Source organism: Flavobacterium sp. Arc2 (assembly GCF_041431385.1).
Lineage (GTDB): Bacteria > Bacteroidota > Bacteroidia > Flavobacteriales > Flavobacteriaceae > Flavobacterium.
Genome location: NZ_JASMRH010000002.1, coordinates 85,520 through 110,168, shown reverse-complemented (window position 1 = coordinate 110,168; position 24,649 = coordinate 85,520). Strand labels below are relative to the sequence as shown.

The 24,649-nt window shown below is 33.8% G+C and carries 26 protein-coding genes; 18 read left to right on the top strand and 8 right to left on the bottom strand.

Annotated elements, in window-relative coordinates; genetic code table 11:
• Positions 1-20 precede the first annotated feature (20 nt).
• The 5 genes from QO182_RS01815 to QO182_RS01795 form a co-directional block, all read right to left on the bottom strand.
• A complete protein-coding gene (locus QO182_RS01815) occupies positions 21-653 on the bottom strand; it encodes an NAD(P)H-dependent oxidoreductase (protein ID WP_371538612.1) in 633 nt (210 codons plus the stop codon).
• Positions 654-663: 10 nt separating this feature from the next.
• Positions 664-1,119 (bottom strand): MarR family winged helix-turn-helix transcriptional regulator, encoded by a 456-nt coding sequence (locus QO182_RS01810; protein WP_371538611.1) that lies wholly within the window; start codon positions 1,117-1,119, stop codon positions 664-666.
• Positions 1,120-1,479: 360 nt separating this feature from the next.
• Entirely contained in the window at positions 1,480-3,342 is a 1,863-nt protein-coding gene (locus tag QO182_RS01805; RefSeq protein ID WP_371538609.1) for an ABC-F family ATP-binding cassette domain-containing protein, read from the bottom strand.
• A 230-nt stretch (positions 3,343-3,572) separates the two neighbouring features.
• Positions 3,573-4,844 carry a DUF445 domain-containing protein gene (locus QO182_RS01800; RefSeq protein WP_371538608.1) on the bottom strand — a complete coding sequence of 424 codons (1,272 nt, stop codon included), beginning with the start codon at positions 4,842-4,844 and terminating at the stop codon, positions 3,573-3,575.
• 191 nt (positions 4,845-5,035) lie between these two features.
• On the bottom strand, positions 5,036-6,004 hold the full coding sequence (locus QO182_RS01795) for a T9SS C-terminal target domain-containing protein (RefSeq protein ID WP_371559636.1): 969 nt from the start codon (positions 6,002-6,004) through the stop codon (positions 5,036-5,038).
• A gap of 161 nt (positions 6,005-6,165) precedes the next feature.
• Here QO182_RS01795 and QO182_RS01790 point away from each other — a divergent pair, with 161 nt between their 5' ends.
• The 18 genes from QO182_RS01790 to QO182_RS01705 all read left to right on the top strand — a co-directional run bounded on the left by QO182_RS01790 (position 6,166) and on the right by QO182_RS01705 (position 20,352).
• The gene (locus QO182_RS01790; RefSeq protein WP_371538605.1) at positions 6,166-7,329 is read left to right on the top strand and encodes a glycosyltransferase family 2 protein; all 1,164 of its coding nucleotides are present in this window, start codon (positions 6,166-6,168) and stop codon (positions 7,327-7,329) included.
• A gap of 84 nt (positions 7,330-7,413) precedes the next feature.
• Positions 7,414-8,724 (top strand): dihydrolipoamide acetyltransferase family protein, encoded by a 1,311-nt coding sequence (locus QO182_RS01785; RefSeq protein ID WP_371538603.1) that lies wholly within the window; start codon positions 7,414-7,416, stop codon positions 8,722-8,724.
• Positions 8,725-8,897: 173 nt separating this feature from the next.
• On the top strand, positions 8,898-9,668 hold the full coding sequence (locus QO182_RS01780) for an exonuclease domain-containing protein (protein ID WP_371538602.1): 771 nt from the start codon (positions 8,898-8,900) through the stop codon (positions 9,666-9,668).
• Positions 9,669-9,795: 127 nt separating this feature from the next.
• Positions 9,796-10,407: a fumarylacetoacetate hydrolase family protein gene (locus QO182_RS01775; RefSeq protein ID WP_371538600.1), complete on the top strand. Its 612-nt coding sequence runs from the start codon at positions 9,796-9,798 to the stop codon at positions 10,405-10,407.
• Positions 10,407-10,751 (top strand): Hpt domain-containing protein, encoded by a 345-nt coding sequence (locus QO182_RS01770; RefSeq protein ID WP_371559634.1) that lies wholly within the window; start codon positions 10,407-10,409, stop codon positions 10,749-10,751. The genes QO182_RS01775 and QO182_RS01770 overlap by 1 nt, the downstream gene beginning before the upstream one ends.
• Positions 10,752-10,854: 103 nt before the next feature.
• The gene (locus QO182_RS01765; protein ID WP_371559632.1) at positions 10,855-12,108 is read left to right on the top strand and encodes a CinA family nicotinamide mononucleotide deamidase-related protein; all 1,254 of its coding nucleotides are present in this window, start codon (positions 10,855-10,857) and stop codon (positions 12,106-12,108) included.
• Positions 12,109-12,180: 72 nt separating this feature from the next.
• On the top strand, positions 12,181-12,417 hold the full coding sequence (rpmB, locus tag QO182_RS01760) for a 50S ribosomal protein L28 (protein WP_007138096.1): 237 nt from the start codon (positions 12,181-12,183) through the stop codon (positions 12,415-12,417).
• 29 nt (positions 12,418-12,446) lie between these two features.
• A complete protein-coding gene (rpmG, locus tag QO182_RS01755) occupies positions 12,447-12,629 on the top strand; it encodes a 50S ribosomal protein L33 (RefSeq protein ID WP_016988713.1) in 183 nt (60 codons plus the stop codon).
• Positions 12,630-12,704: 75 nt separating this feature from the next.
• Complete coding sequence (locus tag QO182_RS01750; RefSeq protein WP_371538595.1) at positions 12,705-12,857, top strand: DUF4295 domain-containing protein; 153 nt, start codon at positions 12,705-12,707, stop codon at positions 12,855-12,857.
• 128 nt (positions 12,858-12,985) lie between these two features.
• Positions 12,986-13,939 (top strand): signal recognition particle-docking protein FtsY, encoded by a 954-nt coding sequence (gene ftsY, locus QO182_RS01745; RefSeq protein WP_371538592.1) that lies wholly within the window; start codon positions 12,986-12,988, stop codon positions 13,937-13,939.
• A 254-nt stretch (positions 13,940-14,193) separates the two neighbouring features.
• Positions 14,194-15,294 (top strand): sensor histidine kinase, encoded by a 1,101-nt coding sequence (locus QO182_RS01740; RefSeq protein WP_371559630.1) that lies wholly within the window; start codon positions 14,194-14,196, stop codon positions 15,292-15,294.
• Positions 15,294-16,628, top strand: coding sequence for a sigma-54-dependent transcriptional regulator (locus QO182_RS01735; RefSeq protein ID WP_371538590.1), 1,335 nt, complete (start codon positions 15,294-15,296; stop codon positions 16,626-16,628). The genes QO182_RS01740 and QO182_RS01735 overlap by 1 nt, the downstream gene beginning before the upstream one ends.
• Positions 16,629-16,839: 211 nt before the next feature.
• Positions 16,840-17,061, top strand: a complete 222-nt coding sequence (locus QO182_RS01730) for a hypothetical protein (RefSeq protein WP_371538588.1) — start codon at positions 16,840-16,842, stop codon at positions 17,059-17,061.
• Positions 17,062-17,067: 6 nt separating this feature from the next.
• Positions 17,068-18,348: a Glu/Leu/Phe/Val dehydrogenase gene (locus tag QO182_RS01725; RefSeq protein ID WP_371538586.1), complete on the top strand. Its 1,281-nt coding sequence runs from the start codon at positions 17,068-17,070 to the stop codon at positions 18,346-18,348.
• A gap of 90 nt (positions 18,349-18,438) precedes the next feature.
• Positions 18,439-18,855, top strand: coding sequence for a GreA/GreB family elongation factor (locus QO182_RS01720; protein WP_371559628.1), 417 nt, complete (start codon positions 18,439-18,441; stop codon positions 18,853-18,855).
• Positions 18,852-19,271, top strand: coding sequence for a hypothetical protein (locus QO182_RS01715; protein WP_371559627.1), 420 nt, complete (start codon positions 18,852-18,854; stop codon positions 19,269-19,271). Before QO182_RS01720 ends, QO182_RS01715 begins: the two co-directional genes overlap by 4 nt.
• A gap of 360 nt (positions 19,272-19,631) precedes the next feature.
• Positions 19,632-20,075 (top strand): lipocalin family protein, encoded by a 444-nt coding sequence (locus tag QO182_RS01710; RefSeq protein WP_371538581.1) that lies wholly within the window; start codon positions 19,632-19,634, stop codon positions 20,073-20,075.
• On the top strand, positions 20,056-20,352 hold the full coding sequence (locus QO182_RS01705) for a DUF721 domain-containing protein (protein ID WP_371538579.1): 297 nt from the start codon (positions 20,056-20,058) through the stop codon (positions 20,350-20,352). Before QO182_RS01710 ends, QO182_RS01705 begins: the two co-directional genes overlap by 20 nt.
• Positions 20,353-20,809: 457 nt before the next feature.
• On the opposite strand, the gene QO182_RS01700 is transcribed toward QO182_RS01705, so the two are convergent.
• The 3 genes from QO182_RS01700 to QO182_RS01690 all read right to left on the bottom strand — a co-directional run bounded on the left by QO182_RS01700 (position 20,810) and on the right by QO182_RS01690 (position 24,574).
• Positions 20,810-20,965 (bottom strand): hypothetical protein, encoded by a 156-nt coding sequence (locus tag QO182_RS01700; protein ID WP_371538577.1) that lies wholly within the window; start codon positions 20,963-20,965, stop codon positions 20,810-20,812.
• Positions 20,966-21,123: 158 nt separating this feature from the next.
• Entirely contained in the window at positions 21,124-21,927 is an 804-nt protein-coding gene (locus QO182_RS01695) for a 4'-phosphopantetheinyl transferase superfamily protein (protein WP_371559626.1), read from the bottom strand.
• On the bottom strand, positions 21,914-24,574 hold the full coding sequence (locus QO182_RS01690) for an amino acid adenylation domain-containing protein (RefSeq protein ID WP_371559624.1): 2,661 nt from the start codon (positions 24,572-24,574) through the stop codon (positions 21,914-21,916). Before QO182_RS01690 ends, QO182_RS01695 begins: the two co-directional genes overlap by 14 nt.
• Positions 24,575-24,649: the final 75 nt, after the last annotated feature.

Sequence of the window (24,649 nt, the reverse complement as noted above, 5' to 3'; positions counted from 1 at the left end):
AATTTGGTTTGAAATAATAATTAGAGTGTAATAAATAGATCCTCGTTTGATTTTCTAACTTTTTTGTAATGTTGAGTAGCATCTTCATCATGTCGATAACCCAAAGTTGCTAATAAAGAAGCGGTAAGACCTAATTTGTCTAAACCTAATATTTCGTTTACTAACTCAGGAACGAAACCTTCCATAGGAGTAACATCAATTTTTAGTTCGGCAGCCGCATTTAATAAGTTACCCATTGCTAAATAGGTTTGTTTTGACGCCCATATGTTTTTTGAACTGTCATCAAGCGTTATTATTTTTGACTTCATGAAGTCTGAGTATCCAGTTAATGAATCAATTGGGATGTTTCTGGTAGCACTTATGTTTTCTACATAACTATCAATAGATTTTTCCGCTATTTGAGTTTCATTTGCAAAAACGATAAGATGTGAAGCTTCCACTATTTGAGCTTGTCCCCATGCAGCAGGTTGGATTTTAGCTCTTAATTCTGGGTTTTCAACAATGATAATTTTGTATGGTTGTAATCCATAAGAAGAAGTACTTAAACGGATTGCTTCTTTTAAAGTATTTAAATCTTCAGTGTTTATTATTTTGCTGGCGTCAAATCTCTTTGTTGCGTATCTCCAATTCTGATGTTCTAAGAAAGTACTCATAATTTATATTTTATTGATTTCTGTATTTTTCTAATAGTGTATTTAATTGCTCTAATTCTTCGTCGTTTAAATTCTTAGAGAAGTGTTGTTCGTGATTAATTACTTTAGGGTCTAACTCCTGTAAAAGGTTCAATCCTTTTTGCGTAATCAAAACCTCAATTTTTCTTCTGTTTTCGGGGCAAACTTTACGGGTAACCAACTCTTTTAATAATAATTTATCTACCAGACGGGTGGTGTTACTCGTTTTGGCAATCATGCGCTCTTGGATGACACTCATATTAGCTGGGTTTCCTTTTTGTCCTCGTAGTATCCGTAACACATTGTATTGTTCCCCAGATAAGTCATACGGTTTCAAAATTTCATTGAATTTCTCATTGACTACATTTTGCGTATACATTACATTGAGGATAATTCGTTTCGAATTATTCAAAATGACTGTAGTTTTTATAATGTCTTCAATTTTCATACCAACACGTTTTTTATTTGTTGGTACAAATGTAACACTTATTTTATTTGTATATACAAGTGTATTCTTGTTTTTTTGTTAAAATAATTAAAAGTGCCGTTATTTTAATCAAGATTTAGCTTTATACATTTTTCCCTAACCAGATTGCTTTTCGAAGCAGTCTGAATTTATAAGACATGTAACGTCCTTTTCTTTTCAAACATAAAGGTTATTAGTTTATAAATTGGCACTAGGCTGTTTGTTAACTGCAATTTTTCTTATTAAACCGTAGCGTGCTTTTTTTACTTAAAAAATAATCCCAACACGTACAGCAATAGAGCTGTAAGTGTTGGGATTATAAATATACGGGATGACGTGTTTTTAGCCTTCTATCTTAGCCGAAAGCTCGAACCAGCGCTCTTCTTTATCTTCAATTTTATTGTTGATATTTTCTAGTTCTTTTGCTTTTTTTGAAATGTCGTTATCGGGTACTTTTCCGTCAGTGAATAATTGCTCAATTGCAATTTTTTGAACTTCTAAATCCTTGATTTCTTTTTCTATTTTTTGATATTCTTTTTGCTCGTTGAAAGTCAAATTCCCTGTTGGGTTATTTTGCTTCCAGTCTTTCTTTTCCGCTTTGTTTTCCTCTTTTTGAGCTACATCTGTACTGTCTTCGTAGGCTCTAAAATCAGAGTAGTTTCCAGGAAAATCTTCGACTACTCCATCACCTCTAAAGATGAACAAGTGATCCACAATTTTATCCATGAAATAACGGTCATGCGATACCACTAATAGACACCCAGGGTAGTCCAAAAGGAAGCTTTCTAAAACGTTCAGGGTCACAATGTCCAAATCGTTGGTTGGCTCATCCAAAATCAGGAAGTTAGGATTCTGAATCAAAACAGTACATAAGTACAAACGTTTCAATTCCCCACCACTCAATCGATCCACAAAATCGTATTGTTTTTTAGCATCAAATAAGAAACGCTCTAGCAATTGTGATGCTGAAATCATTCTTCCTTTCATCAACGGAATAAATTCTCCGTATTCCTTGATGACATCAATTACACGTTGTCCTGGTTTTGGGTTAATTCCACTTTGAGTATAGTACCCTAATTTTATCGTTTCACCAATCACCACTTTTCCACCATCAAGAGGAAGTGCACCAGTCAATAAGTTCAAAAAGGTTGATTTTCCTGTCCCGTTTTTCCCAATAATTCCAATACGTTCTCCCGGCTGAAAGTCGTAACTGAAATTATCCATGATCACATGGTCTTTGAATTTCTTAGAAATTTTGTGAAGCTCGATGATCTTGCTTCCCATACGCTCCATGTTGATCTCCAGCTCTACCTTGTTTTCCTTACGGCGGCTTTGTGCTTTTTCTTTAATGTCGTAAAAATCATCCTGACGCGATTTTGACTTGGTCGTTCTCGCTTTTGGCTGACGTCGCATCCATTCTAATTCTTTAACGAACAGGTTTTGAGCCTTGTCCACACTTGAATTTTCAGAAGCAATGCGTTCTTCTTTTTTCTCTAAATAGTAAGAGTAGTTCCCTTTGTAGGAATATAGTTTTCCATTGTCCAGTTCGATGATTTCGTTACAAACACGCTCTAAGAAGAAACGGTCGTGCGTTACCATGAATAAGGTAATGTTTTCTTTAGCAAAATAGGCTTCCAGCCATTCGATCATCTCTAAATCTAAGTGATTCGTAGGTTCATCCAAAATCAATAAGTCTGGACGGTTGATCAAAATGATAGCCAGTGACAAACGTTTTTGTTGTCCACCCGAAAGGTTTTTTACTTTTAGTTTGAAATCTTCCAACTTCAGTTTGAACAAAATTTGCTTGTATTGGGTCTCAAAATCCCAAGCATTGTGTTGGTCCATTCCGTCAAAAGCTTTTTGGTATGCTTCTTCGTCTTCGGGGTGTTCCAAAGCCTTTTCGTAGGCTTCAATTACTTTCAAAGTTTCATTATCCGAGGCGAAAATACTTTCCTCAATGGTCAGTTCGTCCTGTAGGTTATTGTTTTGTGATAAGAAAGCCATTTTGATTCCTTTTCTCAAAACTACCTGTCCAGTGTCTGATTCGTCTAAGCCATTAATGATACTCATTATGGTAGTTTTTCCAGAGCCGTTTTTGGCTATAAAAGCAATTTTTTGGTCTTTGCTAATCCCAAAAGAGATATTTTCAAAAAGCGTTCTCTCACCATAAGATTTCGAGATATTTTCAACAGATAAGTAATTCATGCTTGTAACTAGATGTATTTGTTATAATTAGAGGCTTTTTTAGTTTCCAATCGCTAATTAGTTGCCTAATTACGAGGAGCCAAAAAAAAACCACCGTGCAAAGGTAGTTTATTATTTTTAGGTTAAAATTATTTGCAAAGAAGAACTTTCTCGAATTCAGCCACTTTAAGTTGCTTAAATGAATATTTAGTGCGAATATTTGGAAGATTGTATGATTTTCTAGTCTTAAATTAAAGCAATTTTAGCAAAGCAAGCACAATACCTACTAAACCTCCTACGACAGCTCCGTTTAAGCGAATGTATTGTAAATCATTACCTACTTTGTCTTCAATTTGCTCCACCAGTTCTTTATTGTTAAGCTTCATCATACTGCTGCGTACCATATTTCCAATTTCACTGTGGAATTTCACCAACAGTTGCGAAACGGTTTCTCGTATCCACAGATTTATTTTTTGCTGAGCTGCTGCGTCTTCTTGTAAATCAGTCAGCATGCGATTAAGATTAGAAATCAAGAATTGCATCAACGGAGTATCGTTATTTTCTAGTTGCGCCGAAAGAGTTTCTTTAGAGCGAATTAAAAGTGTATGGATGACTTTTTCCTCTTCTACATGTTGCATAACACGTTCTTTAAGATTCTGGATGAGGTTGAGTGACTTTTCATCGCCAGACGTAAGTTGTTGCGCAAAATCAAGCAACCAGTCATCAAACTTGGCACGAATGGGGTGGTTAGCATCTGTTTTGGCTTCAGACATGAGCTCTTTTGCTTTAGTGAGAAGCTCGTCAGCGATAAGGTCTAAATCTATTCCACCGCTTTTCTCAGCTAAAAACAAGGCTGTTTTTTTAAAAAAACCTTTATCAGAGTATTCATCGGCTGCATCTTTGAGTTTAGAAAGAAGCAATTTTTTTGTCTCGGGGTTAGTAAGAGCGGTCGTGCTCTCCTCGATAATTAATTTCCATATTTGGTGATGGTCGCCATTTTTAATAGATTTTTCCAACCAAGTCCCTAGAGGGGAAGCTAAGTCTATACCTGCAATCTGTTCTCTTAGTATTTTTTGTAAGGCATCTGCAAATTTTGGATTGTCTAATTCATTTGCTAATTTTAAGACTATATTTTGAATTAAACCAATCGCATTCTGTTGGTTTTTTGGTTGTTGGATGAAATTTAAAATGGTTTTAGCCAAGTCGACTTCGTTTAATTTCTCGGCAATAATATCTGGGGAAAGCCATTTATTCGTTACTAAATCAACTATTCCTTCGGTCAGTTTTTCTCTGTTTTTAGCAATAATGTTCGTGTGTTTACGGACAAAGGGAATTGGAATTTCATGAAATAAAGCACTAACTGCAAACCAGTCTGCAAATCCACCGATAGTCGCCGCCTCAAAACCTGCTGTGACAATTTTCCATCCCTGATGACTGAGAATATCTAAACGCAGCAGTACTTCAAAAAGCACCAGACCTCCAAAGGCAACAAGTAATGAGATCGATCCGAGCTTGTTTTTCATGTTTTTTCGTATTTTTAAAAGACTCCTTAAGTAGTAGAAATGTAAGTAATTATAGTGGAATATTTTTGCCGAAATCTAAATTTTTTTAAAATTAAAAAGAATAAATAACTTTGATTACTTAAAAAAATATTTTATCGAGAGACTTCATATTCCTTTTTGCCAAATGGAAACGTGGATGAGTTATTTATAGTTTAGCGTTGAAGATAATGAGACAAAAAAGGACTTAAATCCAACTGATGCAATTGTTGGGGTATGGCTAAAAATGGTTTTCTTGTAAAATTTTCGTTAGTTAGATAATACTGCAGTCCATTTTTGGTAGTAATTCCTTCGATTTGATGAAAAGGAAGGGCTATTTTGATTTTTCGCTTATTGGCTGCAAAGAAATTTGAATGGTCGTAATCATAAAACAGATAGGCAAACGGAGACAATAATGTACTATATCCGCTAAGGACAAGTAGGTTTTTATCGGGTACAATTGTAGCCGAAGTAATTAAGCCTTTTACATTAAAAGTATCTTTCAATTGTGCGCTATAATTCCCGGGCGTTTTTGGTATGACATATACTGCTGTTCTTTTTTGTTTCCATTGTTTTGTAAATAAATAGATGCTATCATCTAGAACAACAAAGGCTTCGCAATCAAAATTAGTAGTGTTGGACTTCAGTTTATTGAAGTTATTTTGGTCGGAATAATAGAATGAAATGGTATCGATTTTTGGAGTATTCCCTTCAATAGATTTTTTTTCAACTCTTAAAATATGCAGGTCTTTTCTGTTTCCTGAGACATTATTGCCAAAATCCCCAATGTAAAAATAGCTGCTGTCTTGCGTAATCTCCTCCCAGTCCTTGTTGCTTACGTTTTTAAGGGCTATTTTCTTTTGAATCACACCGAGAGTATCTATGCCATAGATTGTAGTGTCTTTATCGTCATTTGTCGTCCATAAAAGAGTGTCACTTAAAACTAAGCCTGATGTTTCATGAAGTACAGCTGCTAATTGTTTCGAATATTTCAGCTTCACTTTTGCCGAACGATATACGCAACTACCATCATTTATAGTTGCTGAGGGATTAAAGTTTTTAGACAGCGGGTCAGTACATCCCGAAATTTGGGCATGGATTTGATTGATGAAAAATACGAATGCTAATAAAAATACTTTTTTCAATGACTTGGAATGGATTTGTTACGGTGTTTTGTTTTCCAAAAGTAATTTTTTCCCGGGATTAAAATTAGTATTTGGAGGAATCATCATGTTTTATTTGGTCGACTACTGCGGTAGATGACTTTGCCGTTGTAATTTTGCATCTTAAAATATATCTTTGAAAAATGAAATTGTCAGTAATTATTCTCAACTATAACGTCCGCTATTTTTTAGAATTGTGTGTTTTAAGTGTTCAAAGTGCTTTAGAGCATGTTGACAGCGAAATAATCGTTGTCGATAATAATTCGCAAGATGACAGCGTTGAAATGATGAAGCGACGTTTTCCCAATATAAAACTCATTGAAAATAAAGACAATTCAGGTTTTCCAAAAGGGAATAATATAGGAGTTGGCAGTGCTCAGGGCGAATATATTTGCATTCTGAATCCTGACACCGTGGTTGCCGAGGATACTTTTACGAAAGTGTTGGCTTTTGCCGAAAGGCAAAACAACTTAGGAATAGTGGGGGTCAAACTCATTGATGGAGCAGGAAATTTTTTGCCTGAAAGTAAAAGGGGAGTTCCTACGATTTTTGTTGCTTTTACAAAAATGATGGGCTTGTACAAGTTGTTTCCAAAAGTGAATGCATTTGGAAAGTACTATGCTCAACATATCACAGAAAATGAAACAGCGAAAGTCGATATTCTCGTTGGTGCATTCATGCTGATGAAACGGGATTTATATCAGGAATTAGGCGGGTTTGATGAGAACTGTTTCATGTATTCAGACGACATAGATTTATCTTATAGAATGTTGCTTAACGGAAAGTTAAACTACTATTTTCACGAAACAACCGTGATCCATTATAAGGGGGAAAGTACTATTAAGGATGGGGTATATATGAAGCGTTTTCAGGAGGCGATGGAGTTTTTCTATAAAAAGCACTTCAAGGTTTCGACGTTTTTTTCATTTTTTATGAAAACAGGAATTCTATTCTTTTCTTTTATCAAAATGTTTCAAGGTAAGGCCAAAGTAAAAAAACTCCCACAGTCATATATTCTATATTCTTCTAATGATGAGCTAATTAACAAAATAACGTATATACTTCAAAAAAAAGTGCTTTTGCACGATTTGAAAACAGAAAAAATGGTAATTTCGTCAAAGATTTCATCGCTAACCAATACAGAAATGTTGCTGGATGGTCATTATATTTCTTTTAAAGAGATTATAAATTTTATAGAATCGTTAAAAAACAGGGGGATATCTTTTAAAGTGTTACCAAAAAGCACTGCTTTTTTTATTGGAAGTGATAATTCTAATGAAAGAGGAGTGATCGTAAAATTAGAGTGATAAATTGCACTAAATGTAATTTATGTTTAAAATATTTAGTAATTTCGCAAACTGAAAACAAAAACGCCTTCTTAGGTTAACAATATGGCAAAATTTGAATTAAAACTTCCTAAAATGGGAGAAAGTGTCGCAGAAGCAACTATTACAAATTGGTTGAAAGAAGTTGGCGATAAAATTGAAGCGGATGAAGCGGTACTTGAAATTGCAACTGACAAGGTTGATAGTGAAGTACCTAGTGAAGTTTCAGGTATTTTGGTAGAGCAATTATTTGGTAAAGATGATTTAGTTCAAGTGGGTCAAACCATTGCTATTATTGAAACCGAAGGTGGTGAGATGGTTGCTGTAGTTAAAGAGGCTGCAAGTCCAGAAGCTGTTGCTGAAGTAACTAAAACGGTTGATGCAGCTAAAGATAGCGTTGCAACAGCGACTGATTTTTCTGATTCGGATAAATTCTTTTCTCCCTTAGTAAAAAATATTGCTTTAGCAGAAGGTGTTTCTGTAGCTGAATTGGAACAGATTAATGGTACGGGAAAAGACGGTAGAGTTACTAAAAATGATATTTTAGAGTACGTTAAAAATAAAGGAAGTCAAGCTGTTGTTGCTCCGATAAAAACGGTAGAAGCTCCAAAAGCTGCGCAAGTAGCGGCTCCTGTAGCACAAAAAGCAGCACCTATTTCTGTAAACGGTGGTGATGAGATTGTTGAAATGGACAGAATGCGTAAGCTTATTGCGGGTTATATGGTCGCTTCAGTGCAAACTTCGGCACACGTTCAGTCTTTTATCGAGGTAGATGTGACTAATATTGTTAAGTGGAGAGAAAAAAATAAAAATATTTTTGAAAAAAGAGAAGGGGAGAAATTAACCTATACTCCAATATTCATGGAAGCGGTGGCTAAAGCATTGAAAGATTTTCCAGGTTTGAATATTTCGGTAGACGGTGACTATATCATCAAAAAGAAAAACATCAATTTAGGTATGGCTGCGTCATTGCCTAACGGTAATTTAATTGTTCCTGTTATTAAAAATGCAGATCAATTGAACTTAGTGGGTATGGCAAAAGCAGTGAATGATTTAGGAGGACGTGCTAAAGCAGGGAAATTGAGACCAGATGATACGCAAGGAGGGACTTATACTGTTACAAACGTTGGGACGTTCGGAAGTGTTTTTGGAACACCTATCTTGAATCAACCGCAAGTTGGGATTTTAGCTCTTGGAGCCATTAGAAAAGTACCTGCTGTTATAGAAACACCAGAAGGTGATTTTATTGGAATTCGTCAAAAAATGTTTCTTTCGCACAGTTACGACCATCGTGTTGTAGATGGAGCGCTAGGAGGTGGTTTTGTAAAAAGAGTTGCTGAATACCTAGAAGCATTTGATGTGAATAGAGATATTTAATATTGAAATAAATACATAATAGAGCCCAATAGATTTTTTAAATTTATTGGGTTTTGTTTTTTACAGATAGATTGCGACATCAAAAAGCTTTGTAATTTTAGAGGAAATTAATGCCTGATAATTGGTAAAACTCAGCTTTAAAATTTACATTTGTATGATAATAAAAACAAAAAATGGAACTCAAACTTAATAAACCAATCTGCTTTTTTGACCTTGAAACCACTGGAATTGATGTTGGAAAAGACAGAATTGTAGAGATATCAATATTTAAAGTTTTTCCTAACGGAAACAAAGAAAGTAAAACATGGTTAGTGAATCCTACGATTCCTATTCCGGCGCAAACCACTGCGGTACATGGAATAACGGATGAAAAGGTAGCGAATGAGCCTACTTTTAAAGAATTAGCTTCGCAAGTTCATGGCATGATAAAAGATTGTGATTTGGCCGGATTTAATTCTGACCGTTTTGATATTCCTTTGCTGGCAGAAGAATTACTTCGTGCAGGAGTTGATTTTGACATGAAAAATAGTGTTTCGGTAGATGTTCAAACGATTTTTCATAAAAAAGAAGAGCGTACGTTAAGTGCTGCTTTAAAATTCTATTGTGGGCAAAGTTTAGAAAATGCGCATTCAGCGGAAGCAGACACTATGGCGACTTACGAGATATTAAAAGCGCAGTTAGAACGTTATCCAGATTTGCAAAATGACATGAAAGCATTATCGGAATTTTCGACAAGAAAGAAAATTGCTGATTTTGCAGGAATGATTGCATTTGATAAAGAGGATAATGAAATATTTGCTTTTGGTAAGCACAAAGGAGTGAAGGTTGATAAGATTTTAGAAACAGAACCGGGCTATTTTAGTTGGATTCAAAATGCAGATTTCCCTTTGTATACTAAAAAGGTGTTGACAGCGATCAAACTTAGAAAATTAAATACGAAATAGGAGGGGCGTTAGTCCTTAGTGAAAAGCAAAAAAAAATAATTAGTTAACATTTATATAATTCCAAATTCATTGTTTTTGAACCAAACACAAAGCGCTACGTAATAACTAAGGTCTAAAAAAATAAAAAATGAAAATAATCTGTATTGGTAGAAATTATGCTAACCACATAGAAGAATTGCAGAACGAGCGGCCTACGGAGCCAGTTATTTTTATGAAACCCGATTCGGCGATTTTATTAAAACAACATCCTTTTGTAATCCCTGAATTTTCGGAAGATATTCATCATGAAATTGAAATTATTGTCAAAATAAATAAGGTTGGGAAATACATAGAGCCAAAGTTTGCTCATAAGTATTATGAGGAGATTAGTGTAGGGATTGATTTTACCGCCAGAGACTTACAAGCGAAATTAAAAGCTAAAGGGTTGCCTTGGGAAAAAGCCAAGGCATTTGACGGTTCTGCTGTAATTGGAGATTTTTTACCAAAAGAACAATTTAGTTCGTTAGAAAATCTTACTTTTGAGTTAACCAATAACGGTAAAACGGTTCAAATAAGTGATTCTAGCTACATGCTTTGGAAAATTGATGAGCTTATTTCATATGTTTCTCAATTTTTCACATTGAAAATAGGAGACATTATTTTTACGGGAACTCCAGAAGGGGTTGCTGCAGTGAAATCAGACGACGTGTTAGAGGGATTTTTAGAGGGACAAAAACTATTTAGAATACAAGTAAAATAATGGCTTTAAACTACAACCTTGCAAAAGTGTACGCGCTTTCGGATAATGACCCAGAATTTGTAAATGAAATTCTAACGTTATTCGTTACAGAAGTTCCAGAAGATTTATTGCAAATCAAAGAAGGAATTAAAAAGAAAGATCACAAGCATGCTTATGCTTATGCACATAAAATAAAACCAACCTTGGACCTGTTAGGTTTGAATGTTGCCTTTGAAGAGATTCTTCAGGTGGAGGCATGGACAAAAATAGAAGGGAAAAGAAAAGATATAGATCATACTTTCAAGAGTATAAAGACTCAGGTTAAAGATGCGATCAAAGAGATAAAAAAGGATTTTGATTTGTAAAGTGCTATCAATCCTTATTTTTTAAACACTAAAATTCAACATTCAAATTATTTGGATGTTGAATTTTAGGTATAAAGCAAACCCTAAATCCATATCATAAAAAATGAAAGCAACCATAGTTACTATTGGGGATGAAATTTTAATTGGTCAAATCGTTGACACAAATTCGGCTTTTATAGCCAAATCGTTAGATAAAATTGGCGTCGAAATCAATGAAATGATATCAATTAGCGACGACAAAAAACATATCTTGGATACGTTTGAGAAACTACAAAACACGGTAGATTTAGTTATTATTACTGGTGGTCTCGGACCTACAAAAGATGATGTTACTAAAAAGACCTTTTGTGATTATTTCGAAGATGAATTGGTTGTTAATCAAACTGTTTTGGTGCATGTTACCGAGCTGATAGAAGGCTTTTATAAACGAACGATTACACAAATCAACAAGGATCAAGCGCTTGTTCCTTCAAAATGTACCGTACTGCACAATGCAGTAGGAACGGCTCCGGGAATGTGGATGAAAAAAGAGGGTACTGTTTTTATTTCACTACCGGGAGTGCCTTACGAAATGAAGTATCTGGTTGAAAGCGAAATTATACCAAAAGTAGTACGAGAGTACAGTCGTCCCTATATCATACATAAAACAATTCTTACTTACGGACAAGGGGAGAGCTTAGTTTCAGAACGGATTGAAGATTGGGAAAACAGTCTTCCAGAATTTTTGAAGCTGGCTTATTTACCAAGCCCGGGAAGCGTTCGTTTGCGTCTTTCAGCGAGAGGTACAAACAAAGAATTTTTAGAAAGCGCATTGGAACAGTATATTAGCTCTTTAGATGCGATCATAAACGATATAATTGTTGGTTTTGAAGAAGAGGAAACGATCGAGTTCTTAGTAGGAAAAATGCTGAAGCAACAACAAAAAACAGTGGCTACCGCTGAAAGTTGTACTGGAGGTAAAATTGCTGCGGTGTTAACTTCGATAGCGGGCGCTTCTGCATATTTCAAGGGTAGCGTCGTTTCTTATGCTACGGAGGCTAAAATAGACGTTTTAGGGATTCCTGAGAGCGTTATAAAAGAGTTTTCTGTAGTAAGCAAAGAAGTGGCTTCGGCGATGGCTTTGCGCGTAAAAGAAATTATGAATACGGATTATGCAATTGCGACAACCGGAAATGCAGGACCATCAAAAGGGGATGAAAATGCCGAAATTGGAACTATTTTTATAGCAATCGCCACCCCGAATGAAGTTATTGTAAAAGAATATAATTTTGGCCAACCACGTGAAAAAGTGATAGATAGGGCGGTGATTAAAAGTTTAGAAATGTTAAAGGAAGAAATTTTTAAAAATGTGCTGTAAATTTGTTGGTTTATAGGTTTATTTTTCTTTTCTTTGCACCCTGATTTTGAATAACGATAAAAGATAAGCATAATGTCAAGAGTTTGTGACCTTACAGGTAAAAGAGCGATGGTAGGAAATAACGTTTCTCACGCTATGAATAAAACTAAGAGAAAATTTTCTGTTAACTTAGTGAAAAAGCGTTTTTATCTTCCAGAAGAAGATAGATGGATTACTCTTAGAGTAGCAGCATCTACGGTAAAAACAATTAATAAAAATGGAATTGCTGCAGTTTTGAAAAAAGCTCAAGCACAAGGATTTATTAAATAATCTTTAAATTCTAAAAAAAAAATAGCAAGATGGCAAAGAAAGGTAATAGAATCCAGGTAATTTTAGAATGTACTGAGCACAAAACAAGTGGTGTGGCAGGAACTTCAAGATACATAACAACGAAGAACAAGAAAAATACACCTGATAGATTAGAGATTAAGAAATTTAATCCAGTTTTGAAACGTGTAACTGTTCACAAAGAAATTAAATAATAATTAGAGATTTTAATAAAAATCTGAAATGGTAACATTTGAAGATTATATTTAAATTTAAATAACATTTGAATCATGGCAAAGAAAACCGTAGCATCGTTACAAACATCTTCTAAGAGATTATCAAAAGCCATCAAAATGGTGAAATCTCCAAAAACTGGCGCTTATACATTCGTAGAATCTATAATGGCACCTGAACTAGTTGATGAATTCTTGAAAAAGAATTAATTAATAAAAGCATTATATAGAAAAGCTACTTTCATTCGGAAGTAGCTTTTTTATTTTATATCTTTACCGTTCTGAAGAGAGTGTTAGTTCATTGTGTCTAATGCTTCATTCCTAACACTGTTAATACAATGAGTTTTTTCAAAAGAATATTTTCATCGGAAAAAAAAGAGACTTTAGATAAAGGTCTTGAAAAATCAAAAACAACTTTCTTTTCTAAGTTAAGTAAAGCTGTTGCAGGAAAGTCTAAAGTTGACGATGCTGTGTTGGATAATTTAGAGGAAATTCTTGTTTCCTCCGATGTAGGGGTTGATACCACTCTTAAAATCATTACTCGTATTGAAAGTCGTGTTGCGGCTGATAAATATCTTGGTATTGATGAACTCAATAAAATTCTTCAAGAAGAAATTTCAGGTTTGCTTTCCGAAACCAATACTGGTGAAGCAACAGAATTTGTAATTCCAAAAGATAAAAAACCTTACGTTTTAATGGTAGTGGGTGTAAATGGTGTTGGTAAAACAACCACCATAGGAAAACTTGCGTACCAATTTAAAAAAGCAGGCTATAAAGTAGTTTTAGGTGCAGGAGATACGTTTCGTGCCGCTGCAATAGATCAATTACAAATTTGGGCTGACAGAGTAGGAGTTCCTATTGTTAGACAAAATATGGGGTCTGATCCCGCTTCTGTAGCATTTGACACCTTGCAATCTGCGGTGGCTCAGGATGCTGATGTCGTAATTATTGATACAGCAGGACGCTTGCACAATAAAATTAATCTGATGAATGAGTTGACAAAAGTCAAACGTGTGATGCAAAAAGTTATTTCTGATGCTCCTCATGACGTTTTGTTAGTTTTGGATGGGTCAACTGGTCAAAATGCTTTTGAGCAAGCGAAACAGTTTACAGCGGCTACTGAGGTAACATCTCTTGCTGTAACCAAATTAGATGGTACTGCAAAAGGTGGTGTCGTTATTGGTATTTCAGATCAATTTAAAATTCCCGTAAAATATATTGGTGTTGGTGAAGGAATAGAAGACTTGCAAGTATTCAATAAACATGAATTTGTAGATTCTTTCTTTAAATAAAATATCTTTATGAATTTATCTTCCATTAAGAATATACATCCGATCGTTTTGTACTTAATCAGCGTTATTTGCTTTGTTTTGTCAAATGTAATTCGAGACAAAAATGATGTTCTTTATTACGTATTGTTAATTGCAGGGGCATTATTTTTTATTTTTGGTTTCTTTAAAGCCAGGAAAAAGTGACTTAAAAGTAGTGTTGTAAGCACAGCTTTTGTTTAAGCTGATTTTCTATATAATCTATCACTTTGAGAACTATGGATTCCACTATATCTACAGAAGAAATACTTCAGGAGCGAATTAAAGAATTGTCTTGTTTATATGATGTTTCGTCAGTGATTGTTCAGCATGAAGAATCGATCTCGAAGACTTTAGATAAGATTTGTTCTATTTTAAAAAATGCTTGGCGATTTTCAGAGCAGTCAATAGTAGAACTGCAGCTGGAGGATTACTATTATTGCACAAGTGTAATTCCCGAAAATACTGTTTTTCAAAAGTCATCTTTAATCATTTTTAATGAAGGTAAAGGATATGTAAAAGTGCATTATCCATCAAATCAGTTTTCCAAAGAAAACTTTTTAGACGATGAAGAAAAGCTGCTTAATAAAGTCTCTTCAGATATTAGTGTATTTTATGAGCGACAATTAAATATAGGGAAAGAAGAACTGTTGAAACGAAGTGTAGAACGGGCAGATCGTCTCTCTATTTTAGGAGAAATTACTGCAGGTATCGCTCACGAATTAAATACGCCACTAGGAAATATTCTTGGTTTTGCTGAGTTCATCCGAGAACGAACTAAAGATAAACAATCGCAACTAGACAGTGATAAGATTATTAAGGCGGCCATTTATTCTAGAGAAGTGGTTAAGAAGCTGATGTTTTTTTCATGCGAAATGCCACAAAACATGAAGTTTGTTAAAGTTATACCTATCGTTTCGGAAGCATTAAGTCTATTGGGACCAAATTTTAAAAAAGCCGAAGTTAGATATGAGTTTGACTTTAAAGATGCGCAATTAGAAGCACAGCTCGATCCTATTCAACTTACTCAAGTTTTATTTAACATTCTGATAAATGCCATTTATGTAGCTCCTAAAGATACGGTCATTAAAGTAAAGGTATATTCAGAAGAGGCGAATTTTGTTATTGAAATTGCCGATCTAGGACCTGGTATAGACAAAGCATTGAAGTCTAAAATATTTGAACCTTTTTTTACTACAAAACCTATTGGTGAAGGGTCTGGTTTGGGACTTAGTGTAGTACATGGAATTGTTAAAAGTCATAAAGGGGATATTCTCTCTATTGATAATATACCACAAGGAACTATTTTCCAGGTAAGATTACCCTTAAAGATGATGTAATGAAATTAAAGAAAGAAAATATTCTAATTGTTGACGATAATTATGATATGCTGGAATTGCTTCATCGCAATTTGAAAGCTCAAAATTTTCATACTTATAAAGCCTCTTCTGTTGTGGAGGCAATAGAGATATTAAAATTCAGTACTATAGATTTGTTAATTACTGATTTGCAAATGCCTGGTATTAATGGAATTGAACTGATAAAATATGTTCAGGAACATTTCCCTACTATTCCAAAACTCGTTATTACCGGATTTCCTTCAGTAGATAGCGCTGTTGAAGCCGTAAAATCAGGAGCTTTAGATTATTTAGCAAAACCTTTTACTAATGATGAGTTAAAAAAGGCAGTACAAGCTTTAATTGACTCAAAATGGGATACTAAAAAGAGTACAGAGGAAATTAGTATCAGTTCTACCAATAAAATAAATGAATACGCAGGAATCGTGGGGCAGTCTCAACAGATTGTGCAATTAGTAGATTTAATCCAACGGGTTAAAGATAACAGAGCTACCGTATTGATTCAAGGGGAGAGTGGTACAGGAAAGGAATTAGTTGCCAGAGCGATTCATTACGAAGGCGCTTTTTCTTCTAAGCCTTTTATTGCCGTAAACTGTGGTGCTATACCAGAGAATTTAATGGAATCGGAACTTTTTGGATATGTAAAAGGAGCTTTTACTGGTGCGAATGATACCAGAGATGGTTTTTTTCAAGCCGCAGCTGGTGGTACTATATTTTTGGATGAAATAGGAACAGCTCCGTTAGCAGTTCAAACCAGATTGTTACGAGTATTACAAGAAAAGGAGGTAAGTATGATTGGTTCTCAGAAAACCCAAAAAATAGAGCTGAGAATTATAGCTGCTACTAACAATGATTTATATGAAATGTCTAGTAAAGGCAGCTTTCGTGAAGATCTTTATTATAGATTAAATGTAGTGAATATTGAAACGCCTCCGCTCCGTAATCGTAAAAACGACATAAGGCTATTGATAACAACTTTTCTTAATAAATACGGTGCCGAGTATAATAAACCTAAAATTACTATTGCAGAGAAGGCTATTTTGGTTTTAATGCGTCATTCTTGGCCAGGAAACGTTAGGGAATTAGAAAACGTTATTCAAAGAATGATTATCATGAGTGGTGATCAAATTGAAGTAGCAGATATTCCTGAATACTTAAAATATCCTATGCCTTTTGAAAAAGAAGAACTTAGAACATTAAAAGATATTGAGAAAGCTCATATTCTAAAAGTACTTGCGGCGGTTGATAACAATAAAACCCGAGCTGCGGAAATTCTTCAAATTGATAGAAAAACACTACGTCAAAAAATTGAGTAATATCTCCTATTTACTCGAGGAATTTCTCCTCTTTCGGGGAATTTCTCCCCACTGATTTTTACCATAATATATTTTACATTTTATATAAACCCTTTGTTTACAAGGGTTTTGTTGTTTGTGCTGTTCTCGTATGTCCCATTGGCATGTAGTTTGTCTATTGTCATGGAAACAATTGCTGTTTTTTACTAAACAAACATTAAAATTAGATGAAATGAACATTCTAGAGAAACAAGGAATTAGTTCTATTCCTGCAGCCATTAAAAGAAAAGTCAAAAGAGATAAAGTGATAATTGACTTGGATTTTTCTGTCGGTGCAAACGAAGAATCGGTTTTTAAAGGAGAAGTGAATGTGGGATTGTGTATCAATTGTGATAGGAATATGCATTGTACTTGGCAGCGTAATAACAAAATATTTTGTGAACATTATCAATAAATTAATATGATAGCTATAAAAGAAGCAACAAAAAGAAGCATGCTTGACAACGTAATGGAACAGTTTAATAAAACAGCTGATTCTATTAACTTAAATTCAAACATTAGAAAAATTTTATCAATAACAAATAATGAAATTATACTTCACTTTCCTGTAAAAATGGATAATGGTGCAGTTCAGATTTTTACAGGATATCGTGTCCAGCATAATAATGCATTGGGACCATATAAGGGAGGACTGCGTTATCATCCAACTGTAAATGTTGATGATGCCAAAGCACTTGCGATGTGGATGACTTGGAAAACTTCACTAGCGGGCTTGCCTTATGGTGGTGCAAAAGGAGGAATCCAAATAGATCCTCGTGATTATTCGATAGGTGAATTAGAACGAATTACACGCCGTTTTACGTATGCTTTAGGAGAAAACATAGGGCCTGAACATGATATTCCGGCACCAGATGTTAATACTAACGAGCAAACTATGGCTTGGATGGCTGATACTTTCATGTCTACTAAGTCATCATCAGAGCGCTCTCGTAATCAGCATGTCGTAACAGGGAAACCAGTTGGTTCAGGTGGTTTAGAAGGAAGAAACCGCTCTACTGGTTACGGAGTGTATTTGACAATTAAATTGTTGTACAAAAGCCGAGGAGAAAGTTTAGAAGGTAAAAAGTTTATTGTTCAAGGTTTTGGTAATGTAGGATATTGGACGTCTCATTTTTTAACACAAGAAGGAGCTGTTCTACTCGCTGTACAAGATGCTCACGCCACTATCATCAATGAAAATGGAATCGCAGTAGAGGAATTATTTGAGCATTCTAAACCAAGAAAAGGATCTATTCAAGGATTCGCAGGTGCAGAAGAAATTGATCCAGAATTATTTTTTGCGCTTCAATGTGACATTCTTATTCCTGCTGCATTAGGGAATCAAATTACAGAGGATAATGCCTATTTAGTTAAAGCGAATGTTATCGCTGAGGGTGCTAATGGACCAATCGATACCGAAGGTGAAAAGATATTACTGCAGAATGGAATTACTATTATTCCTGATATTTTATGTAATTCTGGAGGTGTAATAGGAAGCTACTTTGAGTGGTTGCAAAACAGGAATGGAGAACTTTGGCAACTTGAAGAGGTGATGCAAAAGATTGACAAAAAACTTTCAGAGGTGTTTTATAAAGTGGAAGGGCTTGTTAAGGAAGGTAAAATAGACTGGAGAACAGCAGCTTATATTTTAGCAATTACAAGAATAGAAACCGCTTATATTCAAAGAGGTATTTTTCCTTAATCTTTTTATTAATTCTGTTAGATTTTAAAAACCTTTATAGTTATTACCCATTTCTATAAAGGTTTAAAATTTATACGTTATAACTAAATTATGAAATACGGTCAAATAATAATAGATAAGAGTGAGTATGATTTACTAAAAGGAAACATAGAAAACTCAAGGAGCCATGAAGATAAAATATACAGAGACTCAATTAAAAAATTAAAATTAGAGCTGGAAACGGCTAAAATTGTAGAAGATAGAATGGTGCCAGAAGATGTAATACGGTACAATTCTATTGTATGTATTAGAACTTCTTTTAATGTTGAACGCAGCTATCAAATTGTAACTCCTGAAAAAAGCAATATTAAACAAAACAAGATATCTATTTTGTCCCCTATGGCATTAGCTCTCTTTGGCTATGCAACAGGAGATGAAATTGTATGGCAGTTTCCATCAGGAATTAATAAGATTAAAATTATTGGAGTAAAGCAACAAGGTAGAACTATACGAACCGAAACAATATGAAAGATTTAATTTATAAGCACGAGACAATTGACGACATTCAAATGAAGTTCATGGACAGAGATATTGAGCAATGGAAAGAAGACCTTTCTATTGTTAGAGTAGAAATTCTTTTTTTTAAAAGGATGTTACATTCCTCCATTTTTAGAGTTTTGAATTCGAATCAGCAAAAGAAGGAAAATTTGATTACTGACTTAACTAACGTTAAAGATATAAACGAATCCTACAGTGATAGTTTAATCGAATTTATTAATAAATTAGAAATGGTTAGAGAGTGTGATGATGTGCAGTGTGAGACTTTTTATTTAAATAATCATACTAGGTTTAGAGCAGATATTGAGAGTCATTTTTCGGCCTATCGATTCTACAAGATGAATGTTATTTTGTTTTTTGATATTTGTTTAGAAGACGTTGCCTAAACAAAAGTTTGGCTTTTGTTATCGAAAAAGTAAACGGAATTGCATTTTTTTACTAGCGATGAGCAGTAAGGTTTTGTGTTTATTTTCATCTTAGTCCTAAAATCTAAAATGAGTTCGTTATATGGGATCTTTATTTCACTAACCTCTTTGATAAAAAATAAACAAAATAATTTAATGTGTTTTGCTATTTTTGTTTTCTTTGAAATTTATAAGGTTAACTTTGTGGCATAAAAAGAACGAACTTATTTATTCAAAATACCTAGCCCTGATTGAAGCGGAAATCCTTTTTATTTTTCTTTTAAAAATGAAAAGATTATAGCGGAAAGCGGGAAAAAGCTTCAAATAAAACATATAATTGATATGAAAAATACCTTTAGAATTTTAGTGCTGTCATTGTTTTTTGTGGGTTGTCAGCAAAAGATTGAACCTGCTGATATTGCCAAGATAAATGGGTATTGGGAAATAGAAAAAGTGGTCTTTGATGAAGGGAAAGACAAGGATTATAAAATGAATGAAAGTTATGATTATTTTGATATATCCAAGAACAATAAGGGAACCCGAAAGAAAGTAATGCCACAATTAGATGGTAGTTTTTTAGTTAATGACACGTATGAGAATGTTGGGGTGCGATTTAAGGATGATAAAGTGTTCTTGGATTATTCCACTCCATATGCAAAATGGAGTGAAGAGTTAATCACTATATCGGATACCGAGTTAGTGGTTCGAAATGAAGAGAAGAAGGAATATCATTATAAGAAAACGGGACCAATAAATTTGACTGGCGATGGCGAAAAGACTAAATAATCAAAGTACAGTAGGGGATGTTTTAAAGCAAATTATCCAAGTGAATAAACTGCAACCAGGAATGGACCAGATTGACGTTAAGGACGCTTGGAAAAACCTGATGGGAAACGGGGTTAACAGTTATACTAAAAATGTGGTATTGAAAGGAAGTACGTTGTATGTTGAGTTAAGTTCGTCAGTACTTCGTGAAGAATTAAGCCACGGAAGAAGTAAAATTGTAAAAATGATCAATGAAGAACTGCGTCGCGATGTGGTAAAGGATGTGGTTTTAAGGTAACTATTTTTTAGTTTTCTGTTTTGAACTTAAAAATAGTACGTTTAAGCTATTTGAGGTGTTCTAAAAATACACTTCTTTTTTGACACAATTTGCTCTTTTCTAGTTTGCTGTTTTGAAATAGCGCTATTTAAGTTATTTCTGTACCATTGCAATTTTGAACTATTCTCCTCTTTAATTCTGATGAAAATAGTGTCAATTGTAAATTGTTTTTTTTATCAGTTTGATGCCATTAAGTAGTTGCTGTTTTTTTTAAGTTATTTGTTAACGCTTTTAAATTATCAAAGTTTCCTCATTATTGTAACTTTTAGGGCTACTTATGCTTTCATTATTTATTCTCAGCTCCAAATACAGTTTTGGATGTCTCCAATGAAAAAATGGATAGCTGTTTAGGAACAGAACTATATTTCACTACAAGTTCTGCTCTACAAAAAGGCATTACAGCTTCGGCAGGATATTCTTAAATATTTGGTTCAACAACATTAGAAAGAATAAAAGGGGGGAATTCGAGCAGTACAAACAACTGGGTTTGGGTCATGGTTTCATTTAGTCCTAGAATATTCGCTACAATATAGTGTAGTCTGTTGTTTCTAAAACCTAAACTGATTAGGATCATTTATTTTTAAACTAAGAATGTAATTTTGATGCTTTCTAAAACGATGATTTGAATTAGTGGTTATATGATAACTACGCTTTGGTTGTATAAATAAAAAGTAGATTCGAGTATATCAAATAATTTATCGGTTATAGTTTTAATGAATTGAATTTCAATCGTTAATCTGCGATATTATTTCTTATTCGAGTCATTTCCAGTAAATCTTTCATGGTATTTGGGATAGTATATACTACTAAATTTTCAGAAATTGTGGACAAGCTATTATAAGCGACTGTACCCAAATAATGCTCTGCAAGATCAAAACTGTAAAGCTGCCAGTTTTCAGTATTTTTTAATAGGTTAGAATCTATAATATGGTTTCCATCTAAACATGGAATGTATTTAAAATCTTCATCGATACCTTTTCCCAACCCCTTCACAAAAGCTTCTTTTCTTGTCCATAATGTGTAAAAGGCAGATTTTTTATTAATAGCATTTTGAATTATCGAAATTTCCTTATCCTCAAAAACATCTGGAACTACGTTTGCAAAGTCAAAATCTTTAGACATATATTCAATATCGATTCCAACTTTTTTACGTGAAATTGCAATAACGGCATAATCTTCAGAATGCGAAATATTGAAATGTAACCAAGGGTGAGTGGCTAAATAGGGTTTTTTATTGACGGTGTAATCAAAGTGCGTACTTTTTACATCCAATTGAGTGTGAGCTGATAAAACAAATTTTAAAATTGACCTATAAATAATGAATCGGTTTCTGTCTATTTCTTTGTGAAATCGTTCGGCTCTTTCTACTTCTTTGGAATTAAGAAACTTAACTAAGTCAGATTTTAATTCGATAAAATGGGGTAAGTAAATGCTATAAATAATCAAATCATTAGAACTCAATGAATGATTTTTATTAGGACTTAATGGAGCTTCCATTATATTTGAAAAAGAAATAAAAACGTTAGATTTCTGCATGGTTTTTATCTAAAAGATCCTGAATTATTTTAGCTAAAACTTTGTCATTTGGTGGTGCTACAATGTCTAAATGATTACCTGAGATATCATGAATTGTAACACCTTTTAGTGCTGCTTTTTTCCACCCTAAATACATAGGATCTCTTTTATATTTCGTATCATCTTTTGATCGAAATAAATCTACTTTAATGTTTTGTGGTTTAAGGTGGTAACGATCAACGATTTTCGTAACCATATGATTAGCGGCGATAAATTGTTCAAGTGCTAATTCTTCTTGATCATTCATAATATCAGGCATGCCAAAATATTTTTTTTGTATATACTCTTTTTTCGAACTAATGCGCAATTTAAGAGACGTCCAGCTAGTCAGCATTTCCTTCAAATAATCCAACCTCTTATAAGTAAGGTCATAATATTTCACTAATTTTTTTTGCCTATGAGATCCATAGTAATAAGATGAATCTACATAAGTGTCTAATAATGCAATAGTACTTACTGTTTTACCTCTCTCTATTAATTGGCGGGTCATTTCAAAAGCAACAATCCCACCAAATGAAAAACCAGCTAAAGCATAAGGACCTTTTGGATTTATTTTTATAATAGCATCTATGTAATGAGATGCCATATCTTCAATTGATTCATACCATTTATCATATGGCTTAGAATTACCCTGAAGTCCATAAATAGGTTGGTCTTCATCAAAATGTTTACCTAAATTATAAAAATTTAAAACATTTAATCCTGCTCCATGAACAATGAAAAGTGGTACTTTATTTCCGTTAGGTTTTATTGCAACTAAGCAATCTGAATTAATTTCGCTATCCTGTAATAGTCTAGCGAATTTTTCAATTGTTGAATGTTGAAATAATGCAGATAGAGGAATTCTTTTGCCAGTATGTTTTTCTATTTCAAACATAACTTTTACTGCCTTGATGGAATGTCCGCCAATTTCGAAAAAATTACTAAAAATATCGATATTTTCTAAATTTAAACTTTCTTTCCAAATATCAGCCACTATCTTTTCATCTTCTGTTCGAGGTGCAGTAAATTGGGTTTGTGTATTTATTTTATATTGTGATAATGCTTTGCGATCTATCTTCCCGTTAGGAGTGGTTGGCATTTCCTCCAGAATATTAAAATCATGAGGGAGTAAGTGTACTGGTAATTTTTTTGCCAATTCTTCTTGCCAAAAAGGTATTTGCAATTTTGCACTTTCTACGCTAGAAACAGGTATAATATGAGCTATAAGGAAATTTTCATTAGCTAATACAACAACATTTTTCACATCATCAAGTAAAAGTAGTGATTGCTCAACTTCACCAGGTTCAATACGGTGGCCTCTTATTTTAACTTGTTGGTCTATACGGCCTAAACATTGTAGTTCATTATTGGGAAGGAGTTTCCCTAAGTCACCGGTACGATATAAGATATCATTTTTACTATTAGAAAATTTGTTGTCAATGAATTTTTCAGCGGTAAGCTCAGGTCTATTCCAATACCCTATTGCAACCCCATCACCACCAATGGCAATTTCACCAATACCTCCAGGTGCGACAAGTTCATTTTGATCATCAATTAAATAAAGTTGTGTGTTTGCGATAGGAGTACCAATGGTAATTATTTCATCGTCAGTTTTTATTTGTTTAACAGTTGAGTATATTGTAGTTTCTGTAGGTCCATAGACATTCCAAAGTGTATCACATTTCGTTAAAAGTTCTTTGGCAAGATCTGCGGGCATTGCCTCACCGCCACATAGCGCCTTAATTGGTAATGATTTAGACCAGCCAGAATTTAAAAGCATGGACCAAGTTGTAGGTGTAGCTTGTAAAAAGCTAATATTTTCCTGCTCTATTAATTCTAATAGTAGCCTTCCGTCTTTAGCAGTTTCATTTTTACATAATATCAATGTTGCCCCTTTAGAAAGCGGTAAATACAATTCGCAGCCCGCAATATCAAAAGAGATTGTGGTGATAGCGAGTACTCTGTCACTTTCGTTAATACTAGGTTCCAAAGCCATACTGCAAAGAAAGTTCACTAAATTTTTATTCGTAATAGGAACTCCTTTTGGATTACCGGTTGATCCTGAGGTATATAGTATGTATACCAAATCATCTGTAGAAATAGTAAAGTCAATTGACACTGTAGGATAATGGTCTAATGTGTTCATGGCCTCTTCTATAAATAGAGTATTTGGCCATGAAGGTAAAGATTGATATAGCGATTTATGGGTTAATAAAATTTTAGCCCCAGAATCAGTAAGCATAAATTCTAAACGTTCTTTAGGATAATTAGGATCTAATGGAATGTAGGCAGCGCCACATTGCATAATAGCTAATAAAGTATAAATCAGCTCTGGACTCCTTGAAAATGATACTGCAATAAAATCACCGGACTGAATACCTTGATCTTTAAAATAATGTGCTAATTGATTTGCCTTCTTATGTAACTCAAGATAAGTAATTTTAGAATTATGAAATTCTAAAGCAATATTGCCAGGAGTCAGCTCTGCTTGCTTTCGTAGCAATTCAATCAAAGTTAACTCTGGATATTGAATATCAGTATTATTTAGAATACTGTAATCAGCTAAATAATCAGTTCCTATTAGCCTTGCTAATGGATCCTTTAGGTCATATAATGAGTTATTCATGATTTCTTAATATCATAATGTTTTTGTTATATACAGCTCAAATGAGCTTAAATAAAATTTAATGAGTCTTTTTAA